Genomic DNA, 18,614 nt, shown 5'->3' with positions numbered 1-18,614 from the left:
CGGCCCGGCCGGCGCCCGACGGGCATGTCGGCATGACCGCCTTCGACCGCGACATGCTGGAGGCCTTCGTGCCGGAGTTCGAGGCGGCGGCCGCGCGCCTCGCCGCCGCCGACGACGCCGGCGCCGCGACCCGCGCGATCGGCCAGCTCCGCGCCATGGCGGAGGCCATGGAGGCGCGGAGCCTGCGCGGCATGCTCGACGCCGCCGCCCTCGCGCTCGATCCGCTCGACCTGCCGGCGCTGCGCAACGCCGCCGCGGCGCTGGCGGCCCAAGCGCGCGCGATCGGCGAGGTCGGCGGCGATCTCGACCCGCCCGCCGCGCCGGCGGCGCCGGAGGCTTCTCCGCCGGCGGCGGCAGCGCCGACGCCCGCCCCTGACGGCCCGCGCCGCCGCGTGCTCGTCGTGGACGACAGCCCGATGATGCGCCGCCTGGTGAGGGAGATCATCGGCGCCGACCCCGCCTTCGAGCTGGTGGGCGAGGCCGCCGACGGCCGCGCCGGGCTGGCGGCGATCGCGGCACTCCGCCCCGACCTCATCCTGCTCGACATCGAGATGCCGGAGCTCGACGGCATCGGCGTGCTGCGCCACTGGACGCTGCGCGGCGTCGGCGCCGTTGTCGTCGTCTCCTCCGCCGTCACGCCGGGCAGCGCGACCGCGGTCGAGGCGCGGCGGCTCGGCGCGGCGGGCATCGTCGCCAAGCCCTCGGGCGCGCTCAGCCCCGACCTGCGGGAGCGCCAGGGGGCGACGCTCCGCCGCGCCGCGCGCCGCGCGGCCGGCCTGCCGGAACAGGTGGGCGCATGATCGACGACGCCGCGCTCTGGCAGGAATTCGCCGCCGAGTCCGAGGAACACCTCGACGCGATCGAGCGCGTGCTGACCGTCGGCGCCGCCGACCGACCCGCGGTGGACCGCCTGTTCCGCGCCTTCCATTCGCTGAAGGGCATGTCGGACGCGCTCGGCGCCCGCGGCATGAAGACTGTCGCGCACCGCGCGGAGGACCTCCTGGGCCTGGCGCGCAACAGCAAGGTGATCGTGGACGGCGCCGTGGCCGATGCGCTGCTGGCGTCCGTGGACGTGCTGCGGGCGCAGCGCGCGGCGATGCTGGATGCGCAGCGCGACAGCCCCGCGCCGGGCGAGCTGCTGGACCGCCTCGCCGCGCTGATCGCGGGAGAGGTGCCGGCCACGCCGGCCGTCGGCACCCCTGCCCCCGGCGCGGAGGCGGCCCCGCCCGGCCGGCCGCTGGCCGCGCTCGCGCAGCGCATCGCGCTCGCCGTGCCGGTGCTGGCGGTGCCCGGTCCTTCCACCCTCGCCACCGCGGCGACGCTGTCGGCCGAGGCGCGCGCCATCGGGCTCGAACGCCTGGCCGATGCGCTCGACGCCGTCGCCTCCCCCGGCGGCCTGGCGCCACTCGGCCGGCTGCGGCGGATGCTGCTGCTGCTGGAGGGCGAGGCGGGCCGCCCCGCCGGCGCCGTCGCCTGCGCCGGCCCGCCGGAGCGCGAAGCCGCGACGCTTGGCCCCGCGCTGGCGGCCGTCGCCGTGCTGGTGGAGACGGTGCTGGCCGGCGCCGATCCCGCGCCGCTGTTTGCCGCCGCGACCGAGGCCGCAGACATCGCCTCCGCCTTCGGCCGCGACGCGATGGAGGCCTCGCTCTGGCTCGTCGCCGACCTCGCCGCGCGGGTCGGCGATCCCGATGCCGCCGCGCTCTTCGCCGCGCAGGGCCCGCATATCGCGGAGCGCCTGCGCAGCGCGGCGGAGGGCGGCGCGATCGCGCTCCGCAGCGGCGTCGAGCCCGCGGCCGAGGCGGTGGATCCGCGCATCCCCGCCGCCTTCGTGGACCAGCTCGGCGCGGAGGCGCGCAGGCGCGTCATCGCCGCGCTGGAATCCGGCCGCGTGCTGTACCGGCTGCGCCTCGCCACCGGGCTCGACCCAGATCTCGAGGCCGCGCTGGCCGCCGCGCTGGCCGCGGAAGGCGAGCCGCTGACCAGCCGCACCCTGCTGGAGCGCAACCCGCCGCAGCTCGACATGCTGCTGGCCGGCCCGCCCGACCCCGCGCCGCTGCTGCGCGCGCTGGAAGCCGCCGATCCCGGCCGCGTCGCGGTGCAGGAATTCGCCTCGATCGCCGCCGCCCCCGACGCGCCGGCCGAGCCCGCGCGGTCGAGTTCCGCCCCGGTCACGCTGCGCGTCCGCCAGGACACGGTGGACCGCATCATCAACCTCGAGGCAGAGGTGCGCGCCGCCGCGCTCGCGCTCGCGGAAGCGCTGGACGAGGGCGGCGGGGCGGAGGCGCTGACGGCACTGGAATCCCTCCATCGCCGGCTGCCCATGGGACCGGCGCGGGAGCTCGGCAACGCCATCAACCGCCTGCGCACCGTGCAGGAGGCGCTGGAGCGCGCGGAGGGGCGGCTGGCCGTCGGTATGCGGCGGCTCGACGACGCCGTGATGGAGATGCGCGTCGTGGCCGTCGGCGGGCTACTCGGCCGCCTGCCCCGCCTGGTGCGCGCGCTCGCGCAATCCACGGGCAAGGAGATCGAGCTGACGGTCGAGGGCGAGGAAGTCACGATCGATCGCAGCCTGGTGGAGCTGCTGGCCGACCCGCTGCTGCACCTCGTCCGCAACGCCGTGGACCATGGCGTGGAGCCGCCGGCCGATCGCCTGGCCGCGGGCAAGCCGCCGCGCGCGAGCTTGCGGATCTCCGCCGCGCGGCGCACCGGCCAGGTCGTGGTGCGCGTCGCCGATGACGGGCGGGGGATCGACCGGGAGCGCGTGCTGAAGCGCGCGGTGGAACGCGGGCTCGTGCCGGTGGGCCTGGCCGGCCGGCTGAGTGAGGAGGAGGTCTTCGCCCTGCTCTTCCGCCCGGGCTTCTCGACCGCCGAGACGATCACCGAGACCTCGGGCCGCGGCGTGGGCCTGGACGTGGTGCAGGACGCGGTGCGCCGGGCTGGCGGCACGCTGGAGGTCGCGAGCCAGCCCGGCGCCGGCACCGCCTTCACGCTGCGCCTGCCGCTGACGGCCGCGGTGCAGCCCGTGCTGCTGGTGGAATCCTCGGGCCACCCCTATGCGCTGCCGGCCGCGCGGGTGGAGGCGGTGCTGGAAGCCGGCCAGGCCGCGGGCTGCGAGGTGGTGGCGCTGTCGGAGGTTCTGGGTCTGCCGGGCGGCCTCGGGCCCTCCGGAGGCGCGACGGTGCTGCTGAAGTCGAACGGCCGGCCCTTCGGCCTGCGGGTGGACCGCGTGCAGCGGCGGACCGACCTGCTGCTGCGCCCGATCCATCCGTCGCTGGCCGCCCTGCCCGCGGTCGGCGGCGTCGGCGTGCTGGGCAATGGCGAGCCCGTGGTCGTGCTGGAGCCCGACGGCCTGGCGCCCGCGGGGCTGTGACGCCCGGCAGGGGGCCGCAGCAACTGGAGACGTAACACCCGGCCCGCGGCCCTGGACGGGGGCCGGGGCCTTGGCTACCAACCCCGCCATCGTCGCCGGCCGGCTCGGTCCGATTCGGCGCGCCCCCTTCAGGAAGGATCTGACCGTGGATCTGCGCCGCCCCCTTTCGCGTCGCCTCGCGCTCGGCGCCGGTGGACTGAGCCTGCTGGCCGCCTGCGCCCCGGCCCGCGTGGTGACCGAGGACGGCTCCTACGACCTGCTGACCATGCTGCGCGACAAGCCGGAATACACCCGCTTCGTGAACGCGCTGACGGTCAGCGGCCAGGCCGGCCGGATCGGCCGCCAGAACGGCGCCGTGACGCTCTTCGTGCCGGTGGACAGCGCGATGAACGGCCTGCCGCCGGACCTGCTGCGCCTGCTTGACAGCCCGCCGTCGAGCCCGAGCGCCGAGCAACGCGCGCTCGTCGCGACCTTCGTCAACGCCAATGCCGCCTTCGGCCTGCTGCGCCTGGCCGACATGGAAGCGCGGCGCAATGCGGTGACGACCTGGGACCGCGCCCGCCTGAACGTCGCGCGCACCGGCCAGCGCACCGCGACGATCACCCGCGTCGGCGCCCCCGCCGGCCGCGCGCCGGTGCAGATCACCCGCGCCGACATTCTCGGCAGCGACGGCGTCTTCCACGTCACGAGCGCCCCGATCCTGCCGTAGGGCGCCCTCTACGCCGCGTCTCGGCGTTCCCCCTCCTGCGCATCTCCCACTTCCCCCTCCCCCGCTTTTGCGGGGGAGGGATGGGGAGGGGGCCGCAGCCCGCGCTACCTCATCCCGTTCACCACCCGCCACACCTTCTCCGCCGTCAGCGGCATGTCGATATGCGCGACGCCCAGCGCGTCGCACGCCGCGCTGATGATCGCCGGCGGCGCGCCGCACGCCCCACCCTCCCCCGCGCCCTTCACGCCGAGTTCGTTGACCGGCGTCGGCACGACGTGGAAATCCACCTTGAGGTCCGGCAGGTCCGACGCGCGCGGCATCGCGTAGTCCATGAAGGTCGCGGACAGCAGCTGGCCTGACTCCGCGTCATAGGCCGCCTGCTCCAGCACCGCCTGGCCCAGCCCCTGCGCGATGCCACCATGCGATTGGCCGTGCACCAGCATAGGGTTGATGACGTTCCCGACGTCGTCCACGCAGGCATAGGCGACGACCTCAAGCTTCCCGGTCTCCGGGTCGATCTCGACCTCCGCGACGTGGCAGCCATTGGGGAAATTGCACTCGGTGTCGCGCTTGTAGAGGATCTTCTCGTCGAGGCCGGGCGTCTCGCCTTCCGGCAGGCGGGCGGGGTCGCTCGCGGCCTCGATCACCTGGCGCCAGGTCACCGTCAGGTCGGTGCCGGTGACGCGGAAGCGGCCGGCATCGAGTTCCACGTCGGCGGCCGCCGCCTCCAGCAGATGCGCCGCGATCCGGCGCGCCTTCGCGACCACCGCGTCCGAGGCCCGCAGCGTCGCCACGCCGCCCATCTGCGACGACCGCGACCCGCCGGTGCCGTTGCCGTGCTCCACCACCAGGCTGTCGCCCTGGATCAGTTCCACGTCCTCGAACGGAATGCCGAGGCGCGAATGCACGATCTGCGCGAAGGCAGTCTCGTGCCCCTGGCCGTGGCTGAATGTGCCGACGGTCAGCCGCGCGCGGCCATTTCGCTGCATCGACAGCCGCGCCCATTCCGTCGGCGCACCGCCCGAGGCCTCGATGAAGTAGCCGAGGCCGATGCCGCGCAGCTTGCCCCGCTTCTTCGCCTCGGCCTTGCGGGCGGGGAAGCCTTCCCAATCCGCGAGCTTCAGCGCGATGACCTGCGTGCCCTCGAAGTCGCCGCTGTCCAGCACGTTGCCCACGCAATTCGTGTAGGGCATGCGGTCCTGGGGGATGTAGTTGCGGCGCCGGATCTCGTCGCGCCCGACGCCGAAATGCGCGGCGGCGACGTCGAAGAGGCGTTCCAGCGTATAGGCGATCTCCGGCCGCCCGGCGCCGCGATAGGCGTCCGTCGGCACGGTGTTGGTGAAGACGCAGGAAACGCGCAGGTTCACGGCCTGCAGGTCGTAGACCGTGCCAGCGATGCGCGCGCCCGCCACCGTCGGGATGCGCGGGCCGAAATCCTGGAGATAGGCGCCCATCGCCGCGAGGGTGTGAGTGCGCATCCCCAGCGCCTTGCCGTTAGCGTCGAAGGCCATTTCGGCCTTCGTCACGTGGTCGCGGCCATGGGGGTCGGCGACCATCGTCTCGCTGCGGCCGGAGCGCCACTTCACGGGACGCCCGACGCGCTTCGCCGCCCACAGCACCAGTCCCGATTCCACGAAGCACTTGCTGCGCAGGCCGAAGCCGCCGCCGGTGTCGGGCGAGACGACGCGCACCTTCTCCGGCGGCACCTTGAAGATGAACTTCGCCATGGGATCGCGCACGCGGAACACGCCCTGGGTCGGGCTGGTCAGCTCATAGCGGTCCTCGTCCTTGTTGAAGACGCCAATGGCGACGCGAGGCTCCATCGGGTTGCCGACGACGCGGTTCTGGATCAAGTCCACGCGCGCGACGTAAGCGGCCTTGGCGAAGGCCTGCTCCGTCATCTCGTCGCGGCCATTCGACCATTCGACGCAGAGATTCGAGCCGCGCTCCGGCCAGATCACCGTCGCGTCGGGGTCCAGCGCGCGGCCAGTCTCGGTGACGGAGGGCAGGATCTCGTACTCGATCTCCACGAGTTCCAGCGCGTCCTCGGCCTGGACGCGGGTCTCGGCGATCACCGCGACGACGGGATCGCCAACGAAGCGCACGGCGTCGGTCTGCAGGATGCGCCGCGGCGGGCAGTAGAGCGGCGGCGTGCCGGCGCGCGGCGGCACCTCCACCTGCACGGGAAAGAGGCCGATGCCGTCGGTATCCGCGTCGTGCCCGGTCAGCACCGCGATCACGCCGGGCGCGCCGCGCGCGGGCTCGACATTCAGCGAGACGATGCGCGCATGCGAATGCGGGCTGCGCAGGATCGCGAGATGCGCCTCGCCGGGCATGGAGATGTCGTCGGTGTAGCGCCCGCGTCCCGTGAGGAAGCGCACGTCCTCCTTGCGACGGACCGGCTGCCCGATGCCGAAGCGATCGTCCACGTGACCCATCTTTCCTACCCCGCTGCGGCCTTCGCCGCTTCCTCGCCCGCCAGGTGCCCGAGCGCCACCGCGGTGAGCAATCCGTTGCCCGAGAGATAGCCCGAGGCGTCCGGCCCACTCACCCCCGCCGCGGCGCCGCCGGCGGCGAAGAGGTTCGGGACGACGCCGCCATCGGCGAGCCTGACGCGCGCGCGGTCGTCGATGACGAGCCCGCCCTGGCTGTGGAACAGCGCGCCGGTGACGCGCACCGCGCGGAAGGGGGCGCCCAGCGGCGCCGCGCGCGACCAGTCGCGGCCGAAGGCGTCCTTCGCGCCGTCGCGCTTGAAGCCTTCCACCGCGTCGAAGCTGGCGCGCAGCGTGGCGACGGGCAGCTTCGCCTTGGCGGCGAGTTCCTCGATCGTGTCGGCCGCGATCACTGCACCCTGCTCCTCGGCCTGGCGGAAATCCTCGAACTGGCGCGTGATGCCGGCGATACGTGCGTCGAAGATGTCCCAGGCCACGCCGTCGCGCTGGCGCAGCACGGCGACGCCGGCCTCGGAATAGCCGCTGGCCTCGTTCCAGAAGCGCTCGGCGTCCAGGCTCACCTGGAAGCCGCCTTCCATGATGACCGCCCAGGACACCAGGATCCCCTGAGGATGCGCGACCGATCCGTGGCCCTGGTGGCCCGTCATGTCGCGCAGCGCGGCGCCGATCTGCTCGGCCCAGAGCACGGCCTCGCCCTCGTTGCCGGGGTGGCCGAAGTAGAGCGCGTCGGCGAGGTCGGGGATGTACTTCCGCACAAGCGCCTTGTTGCCGGCGTAGCCGCAGCAGGCCAGCACCACGGCCTTCGCGCCGATCAGTTCCTCGCTGCCGTCGGGGCGCCGCGCGACGAGGCCGCGGATCGCGCCCGACGTGTCGCGCACCAGCGTCGTCGCGCGCGCCTCGGTCAGCAGCGGAATTTCCGCGGTTTCTGCGGCCTGGCGCAGCCGGTCCACGAGTTCCGCACCGCTTCGGCTCGGCAGGCCGTGCATGCGGCGGTTGGTGTGGCCGGGATAGTCGAAATCGTGCACGACGCTGAAGGGCAGCGCGTAGCGGTCAGCCAGCCATTCGATCGCGGGCCCGACGCGCTGCGACACCAGCGCGATCAGCCCGGGATCGGCATGGCCATGCGCCTTCCGCTGAATGTCGGCGGCGAAGGTCGCGGCATCGTCGGTGATGCCGCGCTCCCGCTGGAAGCGCGTTGCGGGCGCCGGGATCAACCCGGCCGAGAGGCTGGTGGAGCCGCGCGGCACGGGATCGCGCTCGATCACCAGCGGCTCGACACCCGCGGCCTGGCAGGCGAGCGCCGCGATCAGCCCCGCGGCGCCGGCGCCGATGATGGCGACGGGGACCTCGGTGTCGAAGCGGGGCTCGGCTTCGGTGACGACGCGCGCCTCGGTCATGTTAGCTTCGCGAGTTCCGTCGCGACGTTGCTGATCTCCGCGACCGGCCTCAACGCGGCGATGGCAGTGTCGTGCAGTTCCTGGCTGAAGGCGGCGCAGCCATCCTCCAACACCGTCACCTGGAACTCCCGGACGTGCGCGCCGCGCACGGTCGACGAGACGCCGCCATTGGTCACGATGCCGCTGACGATCAGGCGCCGGATGCCGACCTTCCGCAGGATCCACTCGAGCCGCGTGGCGTAGAAGGCGTCGTAGCCGACCTTCTCGACCGGCAGGTCGGAGGGTGCCAATTCGTCCACGACTTGATGGCCCCAGCTTCCCATCACGAAGTCGCCCTTCTTGAGGAAGGGCCGCATCTTCTTCAAATGCGGGTCGATGAAGGGCTCGCCGTTCTTTCCCGTGAACAGCGTGAAGTGCGTCGATGCGATCCAGCCGCCCTGCGCGCGGATGGCGCGGGCGAGCGGCGCGACCCGCGCGGGAATCGCCGCAATCGCCGGCGCCGACTGTCCCGCGCGGCCATAGGCGCCGTTCGGGTGGATGAAGTCGTTCTGCAGGTCGCAGAGCAGCAGCGCGGTCTGCGAGATCGGGATATCGTCCATCTCACTCACGCTCGATAATGAGGTTGCCGAAGCGGTCCGTCCGCGCGGTCAGGTCGGGCTCGACCACCACCGTCGCATCGGGCTGTTCCAGGATGGCGGGACCGTGCACCAGCGCGCCCTCCGGCAGGTCGAGCCGCGACCAGACGGTCGCGGCGTGCCACTGCCCGTCGAACCAGACCTGGCGCGCGCCGCGCGCGGCGGCCTCCAGCGTCGCACTCTTCGGCGGCGCCAGCGCCGCCAGGTCGAAATCGGGGCGGATGCCGATGGCCGCCGTGCGCAGCGTCACGATGCGGATCGGCAGCCCCGGCAGCAGGCGCGAGAAGGCCTGCTGGTAGGCCGCTTCGAAGGCAGTGCGGATGATCGCCTCGGACACGCCTGTCGAGCCCTTGATGACATGCAGGGGAAGCGGCACGCCGACGGTGTGGGTCTGGCCGGCATAGTGCATGTCGAGCTCGAAGCGGATCTCGATGCGGTCCACCGGCAGCCCCGCGGCCTCGACGACGGCGCGCGCGCCGCTCGCCTCCTCCACCATGCGCGCATCCAGCGCGGCGGCTTCCACGCTGTCCAGCGCGAGGTTCAGCGTGCGGACCTGGTCGTGGCGGACATCGGCGATGACGCAGCCCAGCGCGGAGGTCACGCCGGGGAAGCGCGGCACCAGCGCGGCCTGCAGCCCCACCTCCTTGATCAGCGCGCCGACATGCAGCGCGCCGCCGCCACCGAAGGGCAGCAGCACGAATTTCTGGGGATCGTGCCCGCGCTCGATCGAGACCAGGCGGATTGCGCCGGCCATCTTCGCGTTGGCAACGCGCACGATGGCTTCGGCGGCCGCCATCGCATCGAGCGCCAGCGGATCGCCGACATGCCTGGAAATCGCGGCCTTGGCGCCTTCAACGTCCAGCCGCGACAGCGCACCGCCGATGGGCCGGTCAGCGTTGATCCGGCCGAGCACGACATTCGCATCCGTCAGCGTCGGCCGCGTGTTGCCCTGGCCGTAGCAGACCGGGCCGGGCCGGCTGCCCGCGCTCTCCGGCCCGACCTGCAGCAGGCCCCCGCGATCCACATGCGCGATGGACCCGCCGCCAGCGCCGATGGTCGTGATCTCGATCATCGGCGAGCGGATCACCAGGCCGAAATCGATCGTCGCCTGCGCCGCGAGTTCCATCCGTCCACCCGTGACCAGCGACACGTCGAAGCTCGTCCCGCCGAGATCGCCAGTGATCGCGTTCTCGAACCCCGCCGCGCGCGCGATCGCCGCCGCTGCGATCACGCCGGCGGCGGGACCGGACAGCGCGGTGCGTGCGGGGATGCCGCGCGCGGTCGCGGTGGACATGATGCCGCCATTGGACTGCACGATGTGGAAGCGGCCGTCGAAGCTTGCCTGGTCCAGCGCGGATTCCAGCTTGCCGAGGTAGTTCGCGACGACTGGCTGGAGATAGGCGTTGAGCGCGGTGGTCGAGGCGCGTTCGAACTCGCGGATCTCCGGCAGGATCTCGCTGCTGACGCTGACATGCGGCGTCGGCCAGATCGCGCGCACGGCGGCCGCGGCCCGCTTCTCGTTCTCGGGGTTGGCGTAGCTGTTGATGAAGACGATCGCACAGGCTTCCGCACCGCGGGCCAGCAATTCGCGCGCGGCGGCCTGGACCGCGGCGATGTCGACCTTCGTGTGGATCGTGCCGTTGGCCAGCGTGCGTTCCGGCACCTCTATCCGCATGTCGCGCGCGGCGACCGGCTCGAACTCGCCCCAGAGGCCCCAGGTCTTCGGCCGGTCGCGCCGGCGCATCTCCAGCACGTCGCGGAAGCCGGCGGTGGTGATCACGCCGAGCTTTGCGCCCTTGCGTTCCAGCAGCGCGTTGGTGCCGACGGTGGTGCCGTGGACGATCGCCTCGAACCCCGCGGGGCCGCCGAGCGTGCGCAGGCCGTTCATGAAGCCCACGGCCTCGTCGCCCCGGTTCGACGGGACCTTCGCCGTGCGGAAGCTGTTGGTCCCGGGGTCGAAGAGGAAGAGGTCGGTGAAGGTGCCGCCGACATCGACACCCACGATCGGCTTGCTGGTCATGCCTTGTACCCGTAGTCGCGCGCCGCCGCTTCCGCGCTGACGAAGCCCAGCCGGATGTCGCGCGCGATCGCCTCCTTCGGCCGCTGCGCGGGATCGCCCCAGCCGCCGCCGCCGGGGCTTTCCAGCCGCACGCGCTGCCCCTGCCCGATCTTCACGCCGACCACCTTGCTCGCCATCGGCGGCGTGTCCCAGCCCGTGTCGGTCTGCCAGGCGAAGCGCGTCAGCGCGCCGTCATGCCCGCCGGTGACGCCGAAAGGCGCGTAGCGCCCGCGCTCGCCAAGCAGCGCGATCTCCGTCGCGCCGGGCGACAGCGCCTCGATCTCATAGACCGCGCCGACGCCGCCGCGATGCTTCCCCGCTCCACCGGAGTCAGGCCGCAGCGCCCATTGCGTGAACATCACGGGATAGGCGGCTTCGAGGATCTCACAGGGCGGGATGGTCGCGGTCGAGATCGGATTGTTGGCGTGGTGCAGCCCGTCGGTCTCGGGATTGCCGCCGAAGCCGCCGCCGAAGAAGGAGAACATGACCCAGCGCGTGCCGTCGCCCCGCTGCCCCGACAGCGACAGCGCGTTGATGGTGCCGAAGGGTGCGGCCGTCGCGCGATCCGGCACGGCGTTGCCGAGTGCGCCGAAGATCACGCCGATCAGCCGCAGGATGGTCTCGGTGTAGCCCGCCATCGGCCGCGGCGCGCCGGCGCCGAGCACCGTGCCGTCGGGGATGACGAACTCGATGGGACGCAGCACACCGGCATTGGCCGGCACGTCGGGAAAGGCATGCTTCAGCGCGACGTAGCAGGCGGCGACCGAGGTCGCGCGGCTGATGTTGATCGGGCCGAGGCAGGCTGCGGAGGACCGCGAGAAATCCAGCACCATCCGCCCGTCACGCACCGTCATGTCGAGCGCGATGGTCAGGCGTTCATCCGTCACGCCGTCATTGTCGAGGTAATCCTCGAAGCGGTAGCGGCCTTCCGGCAGGGTGCGGATCTCGGCTTCCATCAGCGCCGCGGCGCGGTCGGCCAGTGCGGCGAAGGCCGTGGCGAGCTTCGCCTCGCCATGCTCCTCGATCAACTGGACCAGCCGCTTCTCCCCAAGGTCGAGCGCGTTGAGCTGCCCGTTCAGGTCGCCCCAGTTGGAATTCGGCACGCGGGAATTGGCGCTCAGAATGTCCAGGATGTCCTGCTGCATCGCGCCCGCGCGGATCAGCTTCACCGGCGGGAAGCGCACGCCTTCCTGGTGGCTTTCGGTCGCGCGCGGATTGTAGCCGCCGGGCACGTTGCCGCCGATGTCGAGCCAGTGGCCGACGCTCGCGATCCAGCAGAAGACCTGGCCGTCGCGGAAGATCGGCCGCACCAGGCGGAAGTCGTTGAGATGCGTGCCGCCCTCATAGGGATCGTTGAAGATGAAGGTGTCGCCGGGGTCGAGCGGCGTGCCGTTGGCGACCCGACGGATCACCGCCTGCACGGCGAAGGACATCGCGCCGACGAAGATCGGCAGCCCCTTCGTGCCCTGCACCAAGGTCGCGCCGGTCTCGGCGTGGTAGAGGCCGTGGCAGGCGTCGCGGGCTTCCGCGATGATCGGGTTGAAGGCGCTGCGATAGAGCGTCGCGTCCATCTCGTCCGCGATCTGCTCGAGCCTTCCCTTCAGGACGGCCAGCGTGACCGGGTCGAGCGTCATCGCGCCAGCAGCTCCACCAGCGCCGTCGCTTCCCGCTGCGGGCCGAGGGCCATCACCGCGTCCTCGATCGCGCGCGCACGGTCGGCGCCATAGACGGGATCCGCGAGGTCGCGGAACTTCTGCCGTACCTCGGCCTCGGTGTAGGGATCCTCGGTGTCGCCGCGGTTGGTCGTCACCGCGGCCTCATGCACCGTGCCGTCGGCCAGCGTGACCTTCACGCGCGCCGGCCGCAGGCCCGGCAGTTGCGCGGTCATGGCGGGGTCTTCGTCCACGGTCACGCGCTTCGCAAGCGCCTGCACGGCCGGGTTCTCCCGCGCCGGGCCACGGAAGGCCGGCACGGTCGCCGCGCCGTGGACGATCGTCGTCGCCAGCGCGAAGGGGATGGAAAACTTCGCCGCCAGCATGTTGGGCGCGAGCGGGCTGTCGAGCTGCGCCGCCCAGACATAGGTGTCCACCGCGATGCACTTCACCTGGTCCGGTTCAAGCCGGCCTGTCTTCGCCAGGATCAGCCCGAGAGCATCCAGCGCACCATGGGTGTAGCGACAGGCCGCGTGGCGCTTGAAATAGTTGCGCGCGACCTCCCAGCGCGCGCCGAGCTCCGCGACCATTTCCTCCGGCCGGAAATTGGTCGCGGCGACGCTGCCGAACACAGTCTCGACGCCGTCGCGCTCGCCGGCGAAGCCCGCGCGCACCAGGTCCCACACGGTCAGCCCCAGCATGTTGGAGACGCCGCAATAGGTGTTCCGGACCGTGCCGCCTTCCAGCATGGTCTTACGCGACGTCGCAAGGCCGAGCGACGCCGCCATGTTGATGACGCCGCGGAACTCGTCGGCGTTCGCGCCGTGCAGCTTGGCCACGCCCATCGCGGCGCCGAGCGTGCCCCAGGTGCCGTGCGGGTGCATGGCGACGTTGAGCTTGCTCGCGATGCCGACGCGGCTGCCGAATTCGTAGCCGATGGCGAGCGCCGTCAGCAGCACCGCGCCGTCGCCGCGCGGCGCGGCCAGCAGCGCCGGCACCACATGGATCGCGGGATGGCCGCGCGCGTACTGGTTGCCCTCGTCGAGCTCGAGCGACGTGCCCGCCGTGCCGTTCAGGAAGGCAGCGGTGCCGGGCCGCGCGGAGAGCGGCGAGCCAATCACCGGCGCCTCGCCGGTGCCCTCCCGCGCCGTCATGCGCGTGGCCAGCGCCTGCACCTCCGGCTCCTGCGCGCCGGCGCTGATGGCGCCGATGCAATCGAGCAGTGCGAGGCGCGTGCGCTGCGCGACCTCGGCCGGCAGGTCCGCGAAGCGCAGCTTCGCCACGAAACCGCACCATTGGTCGAGCCAGGCCGGGGGTGCGGCCGCCATCAGCACCGAGGCCGGCTCCACGCCCTTTGTCACGATCGCCACGGCGATCTCCTCCTCAAAGTCCGAGATAGGCCCGCTTCAGTTCCGGATCCTCGCGCAGCTGCGCGGAGGGACCCGACAAGGCGAAGGCGCCATGTTCCAGCACATAGGCGCGGTCGGCAATCTCCAGGGACTGCGCGACGTTCTGTTCCACCAGCATGATGGAAAGCCCCTCGCCGTGCAGGCGGCGGATCAGCGCGAACATCTCCTCCACCAGGAGCGGCGAGAGACCCAGCGAGGGCTCGTCCAGGATCAGCAGCCGCGGCTCCGCCATCATGCCGCGGCCGATCGCGAGCATCTGCTGCTCCCCGCCCGAGAGCGTGCCCGCGGCCTGGCCGACGCGCTCCTTGAGGCGCGGGAAGGTCGCGAAGACGCGCTCGATGTTCCGCGCGCGGCTCGGCCTGGCGCGGCGATAGGAGCCGAGTTCCAGGTTCTCCCGCACGCTGAGGTTGGGGAAGATCTTGCGGCCTTCCGGCACCTGGATCAGGCCTAGCGCCATGATCTCCGCCGGCGAGCGTCCCGTGATGTCGGTGCCCTCGAAGGTCACGCGGCCGGCGCGCGGCTTTACAAGGCCCGACAGCACCATGTTGAGCGTCGTCTTGCCCGCGCCGTTCGATCCCAGGACGGCGACGATCTCGCCCGCCTTCACCTCCAGCGAGACGCCTTCCAGCACGCGGGTCAGGCCATAGCCCGCCACGAGGTCCTTCACCTCAAACATGGGAAGCCAGCTTCTTCGCCGCGCCATGCCCGAGGTAGGCCTCGACCACCGCGGCATCCCGCACGACCTCGGCCGGCGTCCCGCTGGCGATGATGCGCCCCTGGGCCAGGACGTGCACGGCCTCGCAGAGGTTCATCACGGCCTGCATGACATGCTCGATCATCAGCACGGTGACGCCGCCGTCGCGGATGGCGCGCACCACGGGGACGATGTCGCGGACCTCGGACGGGTTGAGGCCGGCCAGCACCTCGTCCAGCAGCAGCAGCTTCGGCCGCGTCGCCAGCGCCTTGGCGAGCTCCACGCGCTTGCGCCCCGCGACCGTCAGCGCGGCCGCGGGCTTGTCGAGATCCGGCGCCAGGCCGACCTGCTGCGCGACCTGCTCTGCCACCGCGAGCGCATCCGCGCGCTTGCGATGCCGCAGGAAGGCGCCGACGGCGATGTTCTCGCGCACCGACAGTCCCGCGAAGGGCTGCACGATCTGGAAGGTGCGGGCGATGCCGTCGCGCGCCAGCAGATGCGGCGCGCGGCCGGTGATCTCCTCCCCGCGCCACAGCACGCGGCCGCTGGTCGGCTTCTGGAAGCCCGAGACGATGGCGAAGAGCGTCGTCTTCCCCGCGCCGTTCGGCCCGATCAGGCCGGTGACGCTGCCTTCCTTCACCGCGAAGCTCGCGTCGGAAACGGCCAGCAGCCCGCCGAAGCGCATGGACACGGAGTGGACCGACAGGAAGGCGGGATCGGGCTCGATCATCGCGCCCTCCAGCGTCGGATCAGCGTCGGCAGGTCGCGCGGAGGATAACGCACCACCAGGATCAGCAGCACGCCGAAGATGACGAGATCCACGCCCGGGATGCGGCCGACGAGCGACTTCGTGAACTCGCTCAACCCATGCAGCACAATGCCGCCGAAAACCGGGCCGAAGACGGTGCCCGCCCCGCCCACGATCGGCGCCAGCAGTGCCTCCACGCTGATCCAGGTGCCATAGGCGATGTTGGCGTCGAGATAGAGGAAGTACTGGGCGTAGAGCCCGCCCGCCGCCCCGGTAATGGCGGCCGAGATCGCGATCGCCGCGAGCTTCACCCCGAGCGCATCCACGCCGAGGGCGCGCGCAGCGTCCTCGTTCTCCCGCACGGCGACAAGCTGCGCGCCAAGGCGCGAGCGTTCCAGCGCGCGCGTCACCACCAGCGCCGCCGTCACCAGCCCCAGCGTCACCCAGTAGAAGCTCGCCCGCGACGCGAACTGGAAGTTATCGGGACGGACGTCGAGCCTGATCAGCGTCCCAGCCGCGCCGCCCGTGAACTCCGCGGCATTGGCCAGCACGCGCAGCACCTCGGCGAAGGCGAGCGTGACGAGTGCGAAGTAGCTGCCGCGCAGGCCGGAGCGGAAGGAGAGGAACCCGATGACGACGCCGACCACGCCAGCCGCTGCGATGCCGAGGGCGAAGCAGAGATAGGGGTTGATTCCGTAGCGCGCCTGCAGGATGGCCGTCGCATAGGCGGCCGTGCCGAAGAACGCCGCGTGGCCGAAGCTGTACTGCCCGCCATAGCCGCCCAGGATGTTCCAGCCCTGCGCGGCCAGGCAGATCACCAGCGAGACGATGGCGAAGTTCAGCACCGTGCCGGCGCTGACGAAGACCGGCAGCAGCGCGGCAATCGCGGCGAAAGCCAGGATGGGCATAAGATCGCGGGCAGTCACGCCTTCGCCCCGAACAGGCCCGTGGGCCGGAACAGCAGCACCGCGATGAAGATGACATAGATGCCGAGTTGCCCGAGGCTGTCGCCGAAATAGAGGCCCGACAGGCTTTCGACCACGCCGATCACCAGGCCGCCCAGCAGCGCGCCGGGCACGCTGCCCATGCCCCCCAGCACCACGATGGTGAAGGCCACCAGCACGAAGGCGTTCCCGACGCGCGGATTGACGTAGAAGAAGGGCAGCAGCAGGCAGGCCGCGACCGCCAGGCACGCCGCGCCGATGCCGAAGGTCACGGCGTAGACGTGGTTGACATCGATGCCGACCAGCGCCGAGCCCGTGCGTTCCTTCGCCACCGCCCGGATCGCGCGGCCGGTGTCGGTCATGCCCAGCAGTACGAAGAGTACGACCGCCACCACGCAGGCCGCGCCGAAGCCGACCACGCGCGGGAAACTCAGCAGCATCGGCCCGAGCTCGATCACTTCCATGGCGTAGGGCACCTGCACCGACAGCGTGTCGGAGCGGAAGATCGCCAGCATCAGGTTCTCGATGACGATCGAAAGCCCCAGCGTCACCAGCAGGATGTTCGAATCCTGCCCGCGGCTTGCGGGGTTGATGACCAGGCGCTGAACGCCGTAGCCCACGGCGAAGAACAGCGGCACCAGCGGGACGATGGCGATGTAGGGATCGAGCCCGAAGACCTTCCACGCGACGAAGGCGGCATACATCGCCAGCGTCAGCAGCGCGCCATGGGCGAAGTTGATGATGTGGAGCACGCCATAGACCAGCGTCAGCCCCAGCGCGACCAGCCCGTAGACCGCGCCGGTCAGGAGGCCGTTGAGAACGGCCTCGCCGACGATCTCAGGCGGGAAGGATCGCAAGACCTACAGCGCGGGCCACGGGAAGATCGGCCGAGCATCCGCGAAGGCGTCGGGGAAGATCACCTTGATGTCGTTGTCCTGCACCTGCGTGTTCACCGCCGCCGCCGCCATGTTCTGGCCGTTCTCGAAGCGCGTCGGGCCATAGGGCATGACGTGGCGCGTGAAGTTGCCGTCGGTCTTGCCCAGCGCCTCGATCACCGCGCCGCGGTCGGCGCGGCCGGCACGCTCCAGCGCATCGGCCATCAGCATCACGGCGGAGTAGTTCATCGGCACGTTGTAGAGCCAGAAGCGGTTCTGCGCCTCCACCGCGCGGCGAAGCTCGGCGGTCTTGGGCTTGCGCGGATCGGCCCAGTGGTTGACGTCCATCACCAGGTTCGCGGCCTGGGGGAATTCGCGCACGAAGCGGAAGTTTGACGCCGCGCCGTTCAGCACGCAGTAGATCGCCTTGGGGCGGATGCGGCGCTGCTGCAGGGTCTGCGACAGCAGCACGAATTCCGCGTAGTAGCTGGACGGGATGATCAGGTCCGGATTGAGCGCGCGGATGCGCAGCGCGATGTTCGACATGTCGCGCGCCGGGGTCGGATGGCTGATCGTCTCCAGGATCTCGAAGCCGCGCGGCGGCAGTTCCTGCGCCATGGTCCGCGCCGCACCGGTGCCGAACAGGCCGTCCTCATGCACCAGCACGACAGTCTTCGCTGGCCGCCCCGCCGCGTTGTTCAGCGCGACCAGGTTGTCCAGCGCGCTCCGCGTCACGCTGCCCGCGCCGGGCGAGAAGCGGAAGGTGTTCTTCAGGCCGCGGCTGACGATCTGGTCGCTGACGCCGACATCCACGATGTAGGGCAGGTCGTAGCGCGACGCCGCCTGGGACGAGGCCAGGCAGATCGGGCTGGCGAAGCCGCCGACGATGCCGACCACGCCCTCGCTGTTCATCCGCTCGACCTCGGCCGTCCCGCCTTCAGGGGTGGAGCGTGCATCGCCGAACACCATCTCGATCCGCGCTCCGCCGATGGAGCGGATGCCGCCGCCGGCGTTGATCTCGTTGATCGCGAGCTCCGCGCCCAAGCGCCCGTATTCGCCGTCCTGCGCCAGCGGACCGGTCACGGGCTGCAGGATGCCGAGCTTGATGGCGGCGGGCTGCGCGCCGGCGATCCCGGGTGCGGCCAGCGCCGCGGCGGCGCCCATCAGCGCGGCGCGACGGCTCAGGGTCGGGGCGGTCATCGGTCGTGGTCTCCCTTGGGGGCCGGCATTCGTTGCGGCAGGCCGTGGCTGTATCTGAACCCGGCCGCGCCGGCAGGCAAGATAGCCCATTCGCCGCCTCACGAGGCACGGAACGAACGCGCGGCCCGCGTTGACGATCGCGCCGCGCCCCCGTAACCCCTTGCCCACCGAAACGGGGGAGGCACCGCATGCGTTCGTTCGAAGGCCAGTTCAGCGACAACCGCCCGATCCGGCGCTCTCCGCAGGAGAAGCGCAAGCTCGTGGCGGAGCTGAGGGAGACGCTGAAGAACCTCAAGCCCAGCGCCGCGCCGGCGACCCGCACCGCGATCGTCGCCCGCATCAAGGAGCTCGAGGCCGAGCTCGCCGCCGGTGCCCCGCCGCCCGCCGCGGAGCCCGGGCCCGGCGCCAGCCCGCGCCGCTACCGCGACCGCGACCGCGGCTGACATCGCGCGCGGACCGGTCGCCCGCC

Annotated in this window: 15 protein-coding genes; 4 read left to right on the top strand and 11 right to left on the bottom strand. The window is 71.8% G+C overall.

Translation table 11 applies throughout. From position 1 onward, the window contains the following. Positions 1–32: 32 nt before the first annotated feature. The 3 genes from ACLF3M_RS25470 to ACLF3M_RS25460 all read left to right on the top strand — a co-directional run bounded on the left by ACLF3M_RS25470 (position 33) and on the right by ACLF3M_RS25460 (position 4,079). Positions 33–800, top strand: a complete 768-nt coding sequence (locus tag ACLF3M_RS25470; RefSeq protein WP_430659799.1) for a response regulator — start codon at positions 33–35, stop codon at positions 798–800. Beyond that, positions 797–3,370, top strand: coding sequence for an ATP-binding protein (locus tag ACLF3M_RS25465; protein ID WP_430659798.1), 2,574 nt, complete (start codon positions 797–799; stop codon positions 3,368–3,370). Before ACLF3M_RS25470 ends, ACLF3M_RS25465 begins: the two co-directional genes overlap by 4 nt. 145 nt (positions 3,371–3,515) lie before the next feature. Further along, the gene (locus tag ACLF3M_RS25460; protein ID WP_430659797.1) at positions 3,516–4,079 is read left to right on the top strand and encodes a fasciclin domain-containing protein; all 564 of its coding nucleotides are present in this window, start codon (positions 3,516–3,518) and stop codon (positions 4,077–4,079) included. Between the two features lie 104 nt (positions 4,080–4,183). Here the strand turns inward: ACLF3M_RS25460 and ACLF3M_RS25455 are convergent, their stop codons facing one another. From ACLF3M_RS25455 to ACLF3M_RS25405, 11 genes are read right to left on the bottom strand one after another with little or no spacing between them, the layout of a single operon-like run. Continuing rightward, positions 4,184–6,508 carry a xanthine dehydrogenase family protein molybdopterin-binding subunit gene (locus ACLF3M_RS25455; RefSeq protein ID WP_430659796.1) on the bottom strand — a complete coding sequence of 775 codons (2,325 nt, stop codon included), beginning with the start codon at positions 6,506–6,508 and terminating at the stop codon, positions 4,184–4,186. A 14-nt stretch (positions 6,509–6,522) separates the two neighbouring features. Then, a complete protein-coding gene (locus tag ACLF3M_RS25450) occupies positions 6,523–7,929 on the bottom strand; it encodes an FAD-dependent oxidoreductase (RefSeq protein WP_430659795.1) in 1,407 nt (468 codons plus the stop codon). Continuing rightward, on the bottom strand, positions 7,926–8,528 hold the full coding sequence (locus tag ACLF3M_RS25445; RefSeq protein ID WP_430659835.1) for a cysteine hydrolase family protein: 603 nt from the start codon (positions 8,526–8,528) through the stop codon (positions 7,926–7,928). Before ACLF3M_RS25445 ends, ACLF3M_RS25450 begins: the two co-directional genes overlap by 4 nt. Position 8,529: 1 nt before the next feature. Then, entirely contained in the window at positions 8,530–10,584 is a 2,055-nt protein-coding gene (locus tag ACLF3M_RS25440; RefSeq protein ID WP_430659794.1) for a hydantoinase/oxoprolinase family protein, read from the bottom strand. Next, positions 10,581–12,257 (bottom strand): hydantoinase B/oxoprolinase family protein, encoded by a 1,677-nt coding sequence (locus ACLF3M_RS25435; protein ID WP_430659793.1) that lies wholly within the window; start codon positions 12,255–12,257, stop codon positions 10,581–10,583. Before ACLF3M_RS25435 ends, ACLF3M_RS25440 begins: the two co-directional genes overlap by 4 nt. Beyond that, positions 12,254–13,645: an MmgE/PrpD family protein gene (locus ACLF3M_RS25430; RefSeq protein ID WP_430659792.1), complete on the bottom strand. Its 1,392-nt coding sequence runs from the start codon at positions 13,643–13,645 to the stop codon at positions 12,254–12,256. Before ACLF3M_RS25430 ends, ACLF3M_RS25435 begins: the two co-directional genes overlap by 4 nt. Before the next feature lie 13 nt (positions 13,646–13,658). Beyond that, positions 13,659–14,360 carry an ABC transporter ATP-binding protein gene (locus ACLF3M_RS25425; RefSeq protein WP_430659791.1) on the bottom strand — a complete coding sequence of 234 codons (702 nt, stop codon included), beginning with the start codon at positions 14,358–14,360 and terminating at the stop codon, positions 13,659–13,661. After that, positions 14,353–15,108, bottom strand: coding sequence for an ABC transporter ATP-binding protein (locus ACLF3M_RS25420; protein WP_430659790.1), 756 nt, complete (start codon positions 15,106–15,108; stop codon positions 14,353–14,355). The genes ACLF3M_RS25425 and ACLF3M_RS25420 overlap by 8 nt, the downstream gene beginning before the upstream one ends. Beyond that, the gene (locus ACLF3M_RS25415) at positions 15,105–16,034 is read right to left on the bottom strand and encodes a branched-chain amino acid ABC transporter permease (RefSeq protein WP_430659789.1); all 930 of its coding nucleotides are present in this window, start codon (positions 16,032–16,034) and stop codon (positions 15,105–15,107) included. Before ACLF3M_RS25415 ends, ACLF3M_RS25420 begins: the two co-directional genes overlap by 4 nt. 14 nt (positions 16,035–16,048) lie before the next feature. Continuing rightward, positions 16,049–16,927 carry a branched-chain amino acid ABC transporter permease gene (locus ACLF3M_RS25410; RefSeq protein ID WP_430659788.1) on the bottom strand — a complete coding sequence of 293 codons (879 nt, stop codon included), beginning with the start codon at positions 16,925–16,927 and terminating at the stop codon, positions 16,049–16,051. A 3-nt stretch (positions 16,928–16,930) separates the two neighbouring features. After that, positions 16,931–18,145, bottom strand: a complete 1,215-nt coding sequence (locus ACLF3M_RS25405) for an ABC transporter substrate-binding protein (RefSeq protein WP_430659787.1) — start codon at positions 18,143–18,145, stop codon at positions 16,931–16,933. Between the two features lie 188 nt (positions 18,146–18,333). Between ACLF3M_RS25405 and ACLF3M_RS25400 the strand changes: the two genes are divergently transcribed. Continuing rightward, positions 18,334–18,588, top strand: coding sequence for a hypothetical protein (locus ACLF3M_RS25400; protein ID WP_430659786.1), 255 nt, complete (start codon positions 18,334–18,336; stop codon positions 18,586–18,588). Positions 18,589–18,614: the final 26 nt, after the last annotated feature.

The organism is Falsiroseomonas sp. HW251, from assembly GCF_050563545.1.
GTDB lineage: Bacteria > Pseudomonadota > Alphaproteobacteria > Acetobacterales > Acetobacteraceae > Falsiroseomonas.
Note: the sequence above shows the minus strand (reverse complement) of the source record. Positions and strands in the feature narration are given on the sequence as shown.